The following is a 12,444-nucleotide window of genomic DNA, read 5'->3' as shown; positions in this document are numbered from 1 at the left end:
ACTGGAATGGGAAACCCTGGGTGTATAACCCGATTCAGGGCGGCAGCTGGGATCGGGTTCCTGCCAAGGTTCGCGACTTTAAAAAGACATCGAAAAAGCTCTACGCGAAGATTGAGCCGCGTCATTGGGCGAGTGGAAAGCTCTGCCCGGAAATGGTGATGGAAGAGGCGATTGTGCTGGACGGAAGCGTTGCGCGGATTTCGTTTCGGATGAGCTATGCCGGGGAGGATCAGGGCGAAGCTCGGCATCAGGAACTGCCGGCGGTCTTTATTGATGGCGCTTTACCGAATTTTTTCTATGAAAAAGCGGGGGTGTTAACCAACGAAGCTCCGCGTATTCTTGCGGAAAACGGGCGGGAGGGTGTTGACGGGTTGGGTCTGGGGGCTTCGACGTCGGAATGGGTGGCCTATCTGGATGACGATGGCTGGGGCGTCGGCATCTATACGCCCGGTACCACCGAATTCACCGCCTACCGCGCTCGCGGTGATGGCACCACCGGGGAGAAGGGGTCGGCCTGTTCGTACGTCGCTCCCTTGCGCACGTTTTCGCTTACCAAAGGGTTGGAAGTGAAATATGATGTCTATCTCACAATCGGCACCCTCGACGAAATCAAAGGCCGCTTTGAGAAGCTGAAGCAATAACCGAATGAGTGGTGAACCACGGAATACACAGTAAACACGAAACTACGTAGGATATTTTTCCGTGTGTTCAGTGTATTCCGTGGTCGAATATCAGCTGAAATGGCATTTATGTGCCATTTGTTGGCGGAAAACGACTATTTTTAAATAGTGATGAAGAGGTAATTTATGATCATGGAATTGAGCGAATTTAAAAATCCCGGTGTGGAATGGCGCGGAAAGCCGTTCTGGAGCTGGAACGGTAAACTGGAAAAAGACGAGCTGCTGCGTCAGATCGATGTGATGAAGGACATGGGCATGGGCGGCTTTTTCATGCACAGCCGCACCGGTCTGGAAACGGAATATCTTGGTGATGAGTGGTTTGAACTCATCAACGCCTGCGCCGACTATGGCGAATCCATCGGTATGGAAGCCTGGTTGTATGATGAGGATCGCTGGCCATCCGGTCTCGCGGGCGGCATCGTATCGAAACATCCGGAGTTCCGCCAGAAGGCGATTCTGTTGGAAATCGATCCGGAAGGGGAAGGGGAGAACGTCGTTGCGGAATTCACCTGCGATCTGGATGGGGTGGTCTGTACCCATGTAGAGCAAGGCAGGCAGGAAGGTACGTATCGCACGCATCCTGCGGGCCCGGACAGTCCGCAAGGCGATGTGGAATCCGATGCGCGGGGCCTGCAGGATGCAGGCGGTACATTTTCTTCTGGCCGGCTGGAAGCCGGCGGTACGGAAAAACGAACGCGATTACGTTTTTCGATTGTCGAGCAGGGTAAAAACGGGTTCTACAACGGATATACGTATATCGATACGATGAATCGCGACGCAACCGACGCATTCCTGGAATCCACGCATGAAAAATATGCTTCGAAATGCGGTGACCGGCTGGGAAAATCCATCAAGGGAATCTTTACCGACGAGCCCCACCGCGGTGCGCTGTTGGACGGCTTTTCCATGTATCGCGATGACGGCGCATATTGCGCACCCTACACCCAGGTGCTGTTTGTGGAATTTGAAAAGCGCTTCGGCTATGATTTGAAAGAGCGTCTCCCCGAGTTGTTCCTGCAGGTGGATGGCGAACGGATCTCGCAGGTAAAATGGCACTATGTTGAACTGCTGCAACAGCTGTTTCTTGAAAACTTTGCGATCCCCTGCAAGGCGTGGTGCGAAGAGCGCAACCTCGTTTTGACCGGGCATGTGTTACATGAAGATAATCTGACCGCGCAGACCGCGATGTCGGGCTCTATGATGCGGTATTATGAGCACATGACTTCGCCGGGCGTGGATGTCCTGGGGGAGCACAATCTGAATTACTGGATCGTCAAGCAGCTGGCTTCGGCGGCGCGGCAAACCGGTAAGACGCAGCTGCTTTCCGAACTTTACGGTTGCACGGGATGGCAGATGCCGTTCGCGGGGCACAAGGCCGTCGGGGATTGGCAGGCGTTGCTTGGTATCAACCTGCGCTGCCACCACCTATCGTGGTACACCATGCGCGGCGAGGCGAAACGCGATTATCCGGCGAGCATTCTGCATCAGTCGGCCTGGCACAAAGAATATAAGCAGGTGGAGGATTATTTTGCCCGTTTCGGTTTCATGATGGCGCAGGGCGAACCCGTCTGCGATCTGCTGGTGCTCAATCCGGTGGAAAGCGTCTGGGCACAGGTTCACCTCGGCTGGTCGAACACGCTCGCGTTGCAGGATGAGCATATCCAGGGGCTGGAAGAGCATTATCAAACCCTCTTTACCTGGCTGCTCGGCTCGCAGGTTGATTTCGATTATGGCGACGAGGCGATGCTTGCAGAGCTCGCATCGGTGGAAGGTCAGACGTTGAAGGTGGGATGTGCGAAATACAGAACCGTACTCATCAGTGGTGTTGAAACTATTCGGAGCAGCACGCTGGACCTATTGGATCAGTTTGCGGCCGCTGGCGGAAAAGTGGTTATCGCGGGCGATGCCCCGACGCATGTTGACGCAAAGCAATACGCCATAGGGAATACGCAATACGAACGCATCGCATTCTCAAAAGACGCCATTCTTGCCAGCGTTCCGAAAGCGGGGGCCACGGTTGATGATCCCGATATTTTCGGTCAGCTACGCGAAACGGACGATGGGTTGATTTTTGCGGCGCTGAATGTGAACCGGGAAGAACCGGTGGAATGGGCGACGGTTCAAATCAAAACCGATGATCCAATCATGGAGTGGAATTGTGAAACCGGCGAGCGCGTTCCCGTCGAAACGGAATCTTCCAAGGGCTGGAAATCGTTTACGACCGATTTTCCAAAGGGTGGACAAAAGCTCTGGGTGGCAAATAATGTAGACGCGATGCCCTCGTCGCGTTCCATACAGCCGCAAAGCGAGGGGGCGCGAGGCATGCTCGCGAAGGCTTCTGCGATCGAAGGCCCGTATACATTTTCGCTGGCGGAGCCGAATATCTGTGTGCTGGATTTCGCGGAATATCGACTGGGTGACGGGGAGTGGAATCCGGCCAAAGAAGTTTTAAAAGTCGATCAGGTGGTACGGGATCGCCACGAGGTGTATCGGCGCGGCGGACAAATGCTTCAGCCCTGGTTTGTGGCACAGCACCCGGTCGAGGAGCTGTGCGATGTGGAACTCCGGTTCAGTTTTGAGATTGAAGCCATGCCGGAATGGCTGGAGCTCGTTATTGAGGAGCCGGAAAATTTCAGCATCGAAATGAATGGACGACCGATCGATACTGCTCAAACCGAACCGTGGATCGACATCGCTTTGCACCGCATCCGGATTTCTTCTGATATTCCAGTGGTTGGAAAAAATGAAATCGTCCTGAAAACGCGCTATACGGAAAACAGCAATCTGGAGGCAATCTATCTGCTCGGGGAGTTCGGAGTTCAGTTGGGCGGCATCCTGCGAACATTGGTTCCCATGCCAGGAACGCTGGAAGTCGGCGATATCGGTGCGCAGGGCTTCCCATTCTATTCCGGCGGCATTACGTATCAGGTTCCCGTTCCGGAAAACGCGCGGAAAATCCGCCTGCCGGAAATCGGTGGCGCCTGCGCGAAGGTGAACGGCCGGGTACTGGGCTGGGACCCGTTTGAGGCCGAACTGTCGGGGTCGGACGAAGAGGTCAATGTCGAGGTTGTACTGACGCGTCGCAACACCTTCGGGCCGCTGCATGATGCGGTTCAGGATCGCTACTGGGTGGGGCCTCAGCATTTCATCACTGAAGGCGATGAGTGGAGCGATGAATGCATTTTTGTTCCATCGGGGCTCTTGAAGCCGGTGGAGATTGCAGTGGCTTCGCCTCGGTCTCACTGTCAGAACGTCGAACCTCAAAAGTCGGCCGAGTCCGTGGGGTTGTGCCTTTAGACCCTTTTACTTTTTACCTAATAACAACTTTGGAGAGATCGCCATGAACTCTATTTACCTGGGCGTTGCGTTGGCAACGGTGGTTTGCATGAGTGGATGCAAGGAGCAGCAAACGAATATTATTTTTATTCTGGCGGATGACCTGGGGTATATGGATGTGGGGGGCTATGCCGAACATGTGACCGGAACGCCCGTGGCCGACCAGTTTTACGAAACGCCGAATCTCGACCGCCTGATGAAGGAAGGGCTCAGTTTTTCCCGTGCCTACGCCACGCAGCTTTGTTCGCCGACGCGTGCAAGCCTGCTGACCGGGCGCTATGCGCCGAAGCTGGGGTTTACCACGGCCTCATGGCCGGGTATGCCCACGTATCACATGGAAGGCCAGACCCCGCCGGCCGGATTGCACCCGCAGGATGTGATTTATCATTTTGACAAAATCAAGGAACAGCAGGCCTGGAAAAACGGCGGATCGATCACCGCGCTGCGTTCGGAGGAGATCACTATTGCCGAGCAGTTGCCCGGTTATCACAGTGCCTTTCTGGGGAAATGGCATGTGGGCGGGCACGGAGCGGAAGGCTATCAGCCTGCCGATCAGGGCTTTGACCCGATTGCCTGGTTTGATGCCGGCGGGTCGCCCTATTTCGATTGGCATGCTAGATGGAACAATACAAAGACCTATTCACCGAAGATGGCGCAGCAAGAACTCCAGGTCGGGGATGCAGGGGACGATACCGAGCAGGACTATTTGACCGATGACCTGACCCAGAAGGCCCTGACCTACCTGGATGAGCGCACCGGAAAAGACAAACCATTCCTGCTCTATTTTAATCATTTTGCGGTTCATGGCCCGTGGCAGTCGCGTTCGGATTATCAGGAATACTTTGACGGTAAAGCGTCCAAAGGATGGAATGGGCACGACAACGCGGCGTACGCGGGCATGCTGAAGAGCCTGGATGATTCGGTCGGCGCATTGATGGAGAAACTGCGTGAAACGGGGCTGGATAAAAATACGCTGGTGGTCTTCATGTCCGATAACGGCGGGCTGCTGGAAGTTCCGAAGGGAAAAATTACCAGCAACGCACCGCTGAAGGGCGGCAAGGCGATGCTGAATGAAGGCGGCACCCGCGTGCCGTTGATTGTCTGGGCACCGGGGCGTGTTCCTGCAGATGCGTGGAGCGATGTGGCGGTGCATTGTACGGACATCTTTCCAACGCTTTCCGAGGTCGCGGATTACGGTGTGGATCATGAAATCGATGGTCAGTCACTGCTGCCGCTGCTGAACGATCTGGACAACTCCGAAGGACATTACGACCGCGATACCTTCTATTGGCATTATCCCTTTAACGTCAGCCTGAACGATGTTGATCACGGCCTGCCGCTGACGCCACGTTCTTCCATGGTGGAGGGCGACTGGAAACTGATTTTCGACTGGCACGGTAAGCTGGAACTCTACAATCTGGCTGATGATCTTTCAGAGCAGAACAATCTGGCAGACGCTATGCCGGACCGCGCGAACGAGATGTTTGAAGATCTCAAGGAGTGGTTGGAAGAAAATGTTGAGCCCCACTATTTTCCAACACCGAACCCCGACTACGACGCGGCGCAGGACCACCGCCCATATCCGTTCAGAAATTTGTGGACGGATTAGTCCCTCTCTATTCAAATCCCATCATGTTTGCGACGGATATATTTCACAGAAGCACGCAAAGGAAAAGGTTTCCATACTTCGCGTTCTTTGCGGCCTTCTGTTAAAAAATGGTTCCGGCTCTGCCGGGTTGGGTTAAATCACTTTCAACCGCTTCTATCGGGAGGAAGTTACTTATCCATAATTCCAGTGTATGGCGTGAAAATGCCATAGATTGGCAGGAATGTACTATTGGCTCTTTTTGGCCCTCGGTATATTGTGTGGTATGTCTATCAAATCGCACTCCATATTGTTCCTTGCCATGGCTCTCAGTTTAACTGCAGGAGCGAGCCTAGCCGATAAACCGAGCGAGCGACCGAATATCATTTTTATCCTGACGGATGATATTTCACCGCGGGATTACGCGCTCTATGGCGGTAAAATCGAATCGCCGGTGCTCGAAAAGATGGCGGCCGAAGGGCTCTATTTTGAAACGGCCTGGGCGACGCCGCGCTGCATGCCGACCCGCGCCATGCTGCTGACCGGAAAGTATGCCTTTCGGCAGAAGGTTTTTGAGAATCAGGTCAATCCGCGCGGGGAGGATGGTCGCATCAAGCCGCTGGGCGAGCGGTTCCCGAATACACTGGGATCGCTGATGACTGCGAATGGATACCGATCGGCGATGGTTGGCAAGCTCCAGACCGGCGATGTGAAAAGTTATGGCTTCACGCGCTGGTGCACGGTGGATCACGATGCGGATAAGCGGGTCGGCAAGTTTAAGGTGTTCGACATGCGCCATGCGAGAATGGATGAGGATGGAACCATTGTTGATCGTGAACATGTCCACAGCACGGATGCTTTATTTGAATACCTCCACCGTTTCACCGCGGAAAAATCAGAGGATCCCTGGTTTGTTTATATGCCGATGAATCTTCCGCACTCGGTGCGCAACCCGGAGAATCCCACCAAGTGGGGGCCGCCGTGGGTGCCGGTGCTGGATGAAGATTGGAAAAAGACGGGGGAGATGGTGCAGAATGATTTTGAGGCGTGTGTGCGCTACATCGACTATAAGGTTGGCCGGTTCGTGGAGCATCTGAAAAAGACGGGTCAGCTGGAGAACACCATCATCATGTATGCGGGGGACAACGGAACGAACCTCTATGGAAAATCCAATCCGGATTCCGAAAAAGGGCCGCGTATTCCGTTTGTAGTTTATGCCCCGGGCTACCTGAAGCCGACCGGCGCCAATCCGGAGCTGGTCGATCTGACCGATGTGATTCCCACCTGTGTGGAACTGGCAGGCGGCACGATGCCGAAGGATGATGTCTTCGATGGGCACAGCTTTGCGCCGCTGATTCTCGGCACACCCTTCGAAGGGCGTGAGTGGATCTTTTCGCAGTGGTACGGTTGCCGTTGGCTGCGTACCAAACAATGGCTGATTGATGGGCGCGGACGACTGTATGATTGCGGGGATAACCGCAATGAATGGGTTAAAGGCGCCTATACCGATGTGACGGAATCGCGCGATGAACGCGTAGTCCATGTGCGCAAGGAGCTGGAGAAGGTTTTAGAGCAACTGCCCGCGCCGGACTTCAACGATCCGGAGCTGGCCGGCCAATGGAAAAAGCAGTGGTTGAACAGTAAAAAGTTTGTCGACCCGTATGTGCCGCCCTATCTGAAATAATGGATGTTGGAATAATGGATTATTGGAGTAGTTGATTAATGAAAAAAAAGTTCATATGGACGGTTTTGTGCGGCCTCGGAATGTCTTCCGGGGGGATGGCTGTGACGGAAGAGACGTTTAAAAATCCGCCGAACGATTACCGCATCACCCAATACCAGTTGACGTCCCAGACGCTGGAAAAATATCCGCAATATGGCGTAGGTGGCGTGATGGGGTTTTTCTACAGCATCCTCTATCCGGAGTGTGGAAAACAGCAATATAAGATGGGCGAAAACGGGCCGGAGATCATTGGCGAGCTGGTGGATGCCGCGCGGGCGATTGACTATAAGGTGTGGCTGGCGGATGACTGGGGCTATCCCAGCGGCATGGCCGGTGGACGCGTTGTAGCGGAAAATCCTGATTTTGAAGTGCGCAGTCTGGTGATGCTGACCCAGAAAGGGCAGGGGGAAGAAACGATCGATTTTTCCCTGCCGGATGATCTGCATGACATAATCTATGCCTCACTAAACTCTGTAAGTAATGGTGCGGTACAAGTGCCGGTTGAAACCGGGAGCCGGAGTCTCTCGGGCAAAGGGGTTTCCGGGGATTGGAAACTTCGGGTATTCGCCCGGTATACCCGGAATAAAGATACGCAGGGACAGTCCACGGTTCGGCAGTTCGGTCATGCGGGTCGGTATCCCGATTTGATGAACCGCGAGGCGATGTCGCGGTTTCTTGCGAATATGCATGAGCCGATTCTGGCGCAGATTGATGATCCGGCCAGCAAGGTAGAAGGGTTTTACTGCAATGAGCCCAATCTCATGCAGACGCATTGGAATGGGAAAACAAAAGCGCCGTATGCCTGTGCGCCGTGGAGCGATGCACTGCCGGCCCGGTTTAAGACCATGCACGGCTATGACCTGTTCAGCGTATTGCCTGCCGTTTTTGAGGGCGAAGACGATGATGCCCGCCGGGCACGCATTCATTATCGGCAGGCGGTGGGGGATCTGCTGACCGATAGCTTTTCGCGCCAGATCCGCGAGTGGTGCAACGAGCGGGGAATCAAATCCAGCGGCCATTACCTGCTGAACGATTATCTGACCCAGCATGTGCAGGGCTACGGCGATTTGATGAAATTTGTGTCCGAGTTCGATGTTCCCGCTCTGGATATTCCCATCCCCAATCCGGATCAGTTTCTGGATTTCCGCTATCAGCAGTCACGTTTTTTCAGTTCGGTCGCGGCATGGAAGGAAAAGGATCAGGTGATCATGTTGCTGGACCCCATCATTGGAGGATATGGCCTGACGCGTCTTTCTCCGGATCTCCCGCTGCTGCTGAACTCGATCAATATGGCCTCATTTCATGGCGTTACCCTTTTTACGTCCTATCTCCCTTTTGAAGCGCGCAGCGGAGAAGGAGAAACGGGTCGTCAAGAAGCGGCCAAGGGGTATACGGCGGAAGAATTTCGCTTTGTGAACGAATACACCGGGCGTATTACGCAGGTGCTGCGCGGCGCGAAACGCGATGCCGGCGTAGCCCTCTATTATCCCATTGCGATGTTCCAGGCCGATCTGCTGGCTTCGGATATGGGATGGGGGAAAATCAATCAGCTGCATCAGGACAAACAGGAAGCCTGGGATGCAACCGAGCTGACGCTGATCAACGGCGACGTCAGCTATATGATCGTGCATCCGGAAGCGGTGGCCGACGCGGAAATCGCTGGTGGCCATTTGAAGATCGGCTACGGGTCGTATCACACGCTGGTGATGCCGGCGATGGAATTCCTGCCGCTGGATGTGGCGCAGCAACTGTCCCGTTTTCAGGAGTCAGGTGGAAAAATTATCTGGGTGGATTCGGTGCCCTATGCCGCGGAACATGCAAAACATGATGCTGAGGTGAAAGCGCTGCTGGAGCAGGTTTCGGCTACGGATATGAAGGGTGTGGTTCCAGCCATTGGAAATTCATTCTCTGACGATTTTAATCTGACGTTTTCGCCGGGAAGCGATCAGCTGGTGGTGGGGCGATTCCATCAAAAAAATAAGCCGGTCTATTTTCTGGTCAACCGGATGCAGGATGAGCTTCCGATAAAAATCATAGGGGAGGGACAGGTGAAACTGCTCGACCCTTCTACCGGTGAAATCAGTTCGGTTCGGTTGCCGGCCAAACGCAAACTGGGTGCGGTTCGGTCCCTGATCGTCATGCCCTAAGGAGAACGTATGGAAAAAATAAAAGACAAACCGGCTATGAAAGAAAAGCTCGCGTGGGGCCTCGGCGGCTTCAGCGAGCAGATTGCGGTGAATGGACTCAACAGCATGTTCATGCCCGTGTTCAATATGGGGTTCGGGCTCGATTCAAAACTCATTGGCTGGGCGATTACCATTCCGCGGTTCTTCGATATGATCTCCGATCCGCTGATCGGGAACATGTCCGATAACAGCCGGAGCCGCTTTGGGCGCCGCCGGCCGTTTATTCTGATCGGCGGCATTTTTATGGCGTTGATCTTCGGGCTGACTTATATGGCTTCACCCTACATGGGGCAGTGGGCCATGTTTGCTTATGCGGCGGTGGCCTGCATTCTTTTCTATCTCGCCTATACCGTCTATTCGGTTCCCTATACCGCGCTCGGCCTGGAACTGACCGATGACTATGATGAGCGCGCCCATATACAGAAATATCGACTGATCTTCAGCTCGGTCGCTACCTTCACCATCCCCTGGATCTATAAGGTCTGCCTGATGGCCGGTGAAAAGGCGCGGGCACTGGCCGCGCAGGAACAGGTTGCATGGTATGAAAAACCGCTCACGTTGTTTCCCGGCCTCGCGGCGGATGCATCCGTTAAGATAGAGGTGCTGGGTTCGCGCTATGTGGCCTGGGCCTGTGCGTTATTTATCATTCTGGCCATTCTGCCGACCTCATTTCTTGTTAAAGAGCGCGGGAAGATCACCGGGAAGGAAAAGATCGGATTGTTGAGCTCGGCAAAACTGGTTTCCAAAAACAGGCCCTTCGCTTTCCTGCTGGGCATGATCCTGCTGGTGATTACCGGAATGTATTTTGTGAATCCGCTCTTGATGTATCTGAATATTTTCCATGTGTTCGATGGGGATAAAGACGCCGGTGCAACCTTGATGGGCCTGTTCGGAAGTGTGCAGGCAATTTCGATGCTCATCAGTTCATTTATTGTTCCCTATCTGGTGCAGCTGCTGGACAAAAAGAAAGTGCTTATGATCGGACTTTTTACCGGCGCATCGGCAACCCTGCTCAATCTATTTCTGGTGAATCCGAACTATCCGAAACTGCAGCTGATCTCCGCCGCCATGCTCGGATTCGGAATGAATTGCTGCTGGCTGCTTAATGGGGCCTTTATTGCCGATGTCTGCGATGCAGACGAACTTGAATTCGGCTATCGCCGCGAAGGCATGTTTTCCGCATCGTTCGGTTTTATTGTCAAGCTGGCCTTCACGGTGATCGGGGTGGCGTTGGGCTATCTGATTGCAGCTGCGGGTTATGAGGCCGGCGCAGATACTATGACCCCGGAAACGATTCGGCGTTTACGCTGGTTCCTCGTCCTCTTCCCGACGGCCTGTCTCGCGGGAGCGGCTGTTATTATGAAATTTTATCCGCTGACCCGTGAACGTATCCACGAGATTCAGGCGGAGCTGAGCAAACGACAGGAGCTTATCTCCAATGATTAACAGAACGTTAGTGCTATGTGTATTGTTTGCCACGGCCGGGATTGCTTCAGCTTCGGAGCGCCCCAATATTCTGTTCATCATGGCGGATGATCTCGGGGTAAAGGATCTGGGTTGTTACGGGAGCGACTATTACCGAACGCCGAATCTGGACCAACTCGCGGAAGAGGGCATGCGCTTCTCGCGCGCCTATGCGGCGTGCAATGTCTGTTCACCCACGCGGGCGGCGATCCTGACGGGTCGAACTCCGCACCGCGTGCAGTTAACCGATGCGCTGCCCTGGGATCGGCTGGCGGAAAATCCGAAAATGATTCCGCCGAATCATCTCAAGGAACTGCCATCTAATCTTCCAACCTTTGGAAAAGCGTTGCAACAGGCCGGTTATCGCACCGCGCTGTTCGGGAAGTGGCATCTGGGTAACGAGGAAACGTTTTTCAACGAAGGCGAACACAAGGCCTATGGCTTTGATGAAGCGGCTGACTGTTCGGGGCAGGAGAAAAGGCGCGATAAGGGCGTGGATGAATTGACCGACCTGACGGTTCGTTTTCTGGAAGAACATAAAGACGATCCTTTCATGGTGTGCCTGATGCATCATGTGCCTCACGTTCCGATGGCCTGCCCGCCGGAAGCGGAGGCGCTGTATGACGATGTGCCGAAAGGAAAATTCCAGAAGAATAAAAAATATGCCGGCATGGTTTCGCATCTTGATCAGTCCATCAAAACCGTGATGGATAAACTGGCCGAACTGGAGCTCGATAGAAATACCGTTGTGATTTTTACCTCCGACAATGGCGGCCTGAAAAATTTGACCAGCAACAAGCCGTTCCGCGGCGGCAAAGGGGATGTGTATGAAGGTGGAATCCGCGTTCCGCTACTGGTGCGCTGGCCGGGGCGGGTTGCGGCGGAAGCCGTTAGTGATGCGGCGGTAATCAGCACCGATTATTTTCCGACCTTTCTGGAGATGGCCGGTGTGAAGCCGATGACGAAAGCCCATGTGGATGGCGCGAGCATGCTTCCGTTTCTGAAAGGAAAGGACGCTGATCCACGAACTTTAGTTTGGCATTTTCCACATCGAGACCATCCCGCCTCCGCAATTGCGGTGGGCGACTGGAAACTGGTTCGTCATATTTTGAGTGGCGATCAGGCGTTGTATAACCTGAAGGACGATCCCGGAGAGTTGAACGATCTGGCTGCAAGGTATCCCGAGCGGTTGGAACGGCTGGTCAACATGCTGGAGAACCATTTGCAGTCTTCCGGCGCGCAGCGCATGCGCCCCAATCCGGGGTGGGATGCGGAACGCCCGCCTGGAAAAATAAAGAACTACGGCGTGTTTTATCCAGAGGGTGGAAAAGTTTACCAGCAGGTTAAAAAACCTTATCCAGAATGGTTTCATGAGACAGAATAAACGCAAAGGTGCAAAGAAATCAGAGGCGCGCAAAGCTTTGCGGTACTTAGCGATCTTGGCGACTTTGCGTTAAAATTGTTACATGG

Annotated in this window: 7 protein-coding genes; all 7 read left to right on the top strand. The window is 53.9% G+C overall.

Going from position 1 to position 12,444, the window contains the following annotated elements; translation table 11 throughout:
* Positions 1 to 20 precede the first annotated feature (20 nt).
* The 7 genes from E9954_RS12820 (at position 21) to E9954_RS12790 (ending at position 12,358) form a co-directional block, all read left to right on the top strand.
* Entirely contained in the window at positions 21 to 641 is a 621-nt protein-coding gene (locus tag E9954_RS12820; RefSeq protein WP_136079558.1) for a hypothetical protein, read from the top strand.
* Between the two features lie 165 nt (positions 642 to 806).
* Positions 807 to 3,977 carry a glycosyl hydrolase gene (locus E9954_RS33490; protein ID WP_136079557.1) on the top strand — a complete coding sequence of 1,057 codons (3,171 nt, stop codon included), beginning with the start codon at positions 807 to 809 and terminating at the stop codon, positions 3,975 to 3,977.
* A gap of 43 nt (positions 3,978 to 4,020) precedes the next feature.
* On the top strand, positions 4,021 to 5,625 hold the full coding sequence (locus tag E9954_RS12810; RefSeq protein ID WP_136079556.1) for a sulfatase: 1,605 nt from the start codon (positions 4,021 to 4,023) through the stop codon (positions 5,623 to 5,625).
* Positions 5,626 to 5,923: 298 nt separating this feature from the next.
* Positions 5,924 to 7,285, top strand: coding sequence for a sulfatase family protein (locus tag E9954_RS12805; protein ID WP_168442214.1), 1,362 nt, complete (start codon positions 5,924 to 5,926; stop codon positions 7,283 to 7,285).
* 38 nt (positions 7,286 to 7,323) lie between these two features.
* A complete protein-coding gene (locus E9954_RS12800) occupies positions 7,324 to 9,471 on the top strand; it encodes a glycosyl hydrolase family 2 protein (RefSeq protein WP_136079554.1) in 2,148 nt (715 codons plus the stop codon).
* A gap of 9 nt (positions 9,472 to 9,480) precedes the next feature.
* On the top strand, positions 9,481 to 10,956 hold the full coding sequence (locus E9954_RS12795; RefSeq protein WP_136079553.1) for an MFS transporter: 1,476 nt from the start codon (positions 9,481 to 9,483) through the stop codon (positions 10,954 to 10,956).
* Entirely contained in the window at positions 10,949 to 12,358 is a 1,410-nt protein-coding gene (locus E9954_RS12790; protein WP_136079552.1) for a sulfatase, read from the top strand. Before E9954_RS12795 ends, E9954_RS12790 begins: the two co-directional genes overlap by 8 nt.
* Positions 12,359 to 12,444 lie beyond the last annotated feature (86 nt).

This window comes from Pontiella desulfatans (genome assembly GCF_900890425.1).
In the GTDB taxonomy this organism is placed as follows: domain Bacteria; phylum Verrucomicrobiota; class Kiritimatiellia; order Kiritimatiellales; family Pontiellaceae; genus Pontiella; species Pontiella desulfatans.
The sequence above is the reverse complement of the archived record's forward strand: the minus strand, read 5'-3'. Positions and strand labels throughout refer to the sequence as shown.

What these genes read in the sequence shown, in the direction of transcription:
- E9954_RS12805 (WP_168442214.1), top strand. Translation starts at nt 5,924, where the DNA reads ATGGCTCTCAGTTTAACTGCAGGAGCGAGCCTAGCCGATAAACCGAGC.
- E9954_RS33490 (WP_136079557.1), top strand. Translation starts at nt 807, where the DNA reads ATGATCATGGAATTGAGCGAATTTAAAAATCCCGGTGTGGAATGGCGC.
- E9954_RS12790 (WP_136079552.1), top strand. Translation starts at nt 10,949, where the DNA reads ATGATTAACAGAACGTTAGTGCTATGTGTATTGTTTGCCACGGCCGGG.
- E9954_RS12810 (WP_136079556.1), top strand. Translation starts at nt 4,021, where the DNA reads ATGAACTCTATTTACCTGGGCGTTGCGTTGGCAACGGTGGTTTGCATG.
- E9954_RS12800 (WP_136079554.1), top strand. Translation starts at nt 7,324, where the DNA reads ATGAAAAAAAAGTTCATATGGACGGTTTTGTGCGGCCTCGGAATGTCT.
- E9954_RS12795 (WP_136079553.1), top strand. Translation starts at nt 9,481, where the DNA reads ATGGAAAAAATAAAAGACAAACCGGCTATGAAAGAAAAGCTCGCGTGG.